This is a genomic window from Candidatus Competibacter denitrificans Run_A_D11, from assembly GCF_001051235.1.
Taxonomy (GTDB): Bacteria; Pseudomonadota; Gammaproteobacteria; order Competibacterales; family Competibacteraceae; genus Competibacter_A; species Competibacter_A denitrificans.
The window spans coordinates 1-968 of the sequence record NZ_CBTJ020000082.1 but is presented as its reverse complement, the minus strand read 5'-3'; the positions used below and the strand labels follow the sequence as shown (position 1 = coordinate 968).

The 968-nt window shown below is 67.3% G+C and carries 1 protein-coding gene; it reads right to left on the bottom strand.

The window, feature by feature from the left end; genetic code table 11:
* On the bottom strand, nucleotides 1–914 hold a 914-nt coding region (locus tag BN873_RS14660), incomplete at its 3' end, for an IS4 family transposase (protein WP_071244315.1).
* Between the last annotated feature and the right edge of the window lie 54 nt (nucleotides 915–968).

The window sequence follows — 968 nt, the reverse complement described above, 5'->3', positions numbered from 1 at the left end:
ATTCTGAAAAAAATTTCCGCCAGCCAGCGCCGGTGATACCAATCGATCAGTTCCACCACCGCCTCGAGCGTGTCCGCTTCCCGGTTGGTCAACAGCCGCCATGCGACCGCCTGCTGGCCGGTCGGGGGTTGTTCTTCCCGTGCGAGAATCGCGGTCGCCGTCACCGCCGGCGCACCCTTGCGGGCCGGCAAGGTCACGGCGTCGCGGTAGAGGGTTTGCCGCACCACGCGCGCCGGTCGACCGGGGGCGGCGGGCAGGGTGAATTCCACCTCGCCCAGCGCCTCGCTCCGCGCCAGCCGGTCCCACAGCTTGTCACCGTCGGCGGTGTTGCGGTCGTGCCGGGACCGGATCAGCCAATCGGCCGGATACCCCCGCCGGGCGGCGGTGTCCATCAGCGCCCGCAAGTCGCCTTCCCGATCCGCCACGTACACCAGCCGGCTGTCGGGCACCGTCTCGGCCAGATCGGCGACGATCCCGTAGCCTTCCACCCAGCGGGTGCTTTCCTTGACGGCCGGCCGCTCTTTCGGCCCCCGCGCCCACATCCAGGCATCCACCACCCCCAACGCCATCCCTGCCGGCGTCACCGCCAAGGTCGGATGGACGTACAACCCGTGCTGAGCGTCGTAACTGAGCCGGCCCAACCCGGCAATCCCCGGTTGACTGGTGAAATCTAGCTCCGTCGTGTCCTGAATGCACAACACCACCGGCTGGCCTCGCATCCGCTCGACCGTCCGCCGGGTATGGACCTCCAGCATCTCCCGCCAGTCCAGCGCCTCGTTATCCAACAGCCGGTATGCCGCCTTCGTCTCCGCCCAACCCCCACTCGCCAGAGGAATGCTCCCGGTCGGCGCCGCCGCCAAAGCTTCCACCAGCTTGATCAGCCGCCGCGTCCGTCGCGCGTCCCCCAATTCCACATCCCCAGTTCCCGGACTACCCAACTCATCACGACCTCGTCAAAATATCAATAT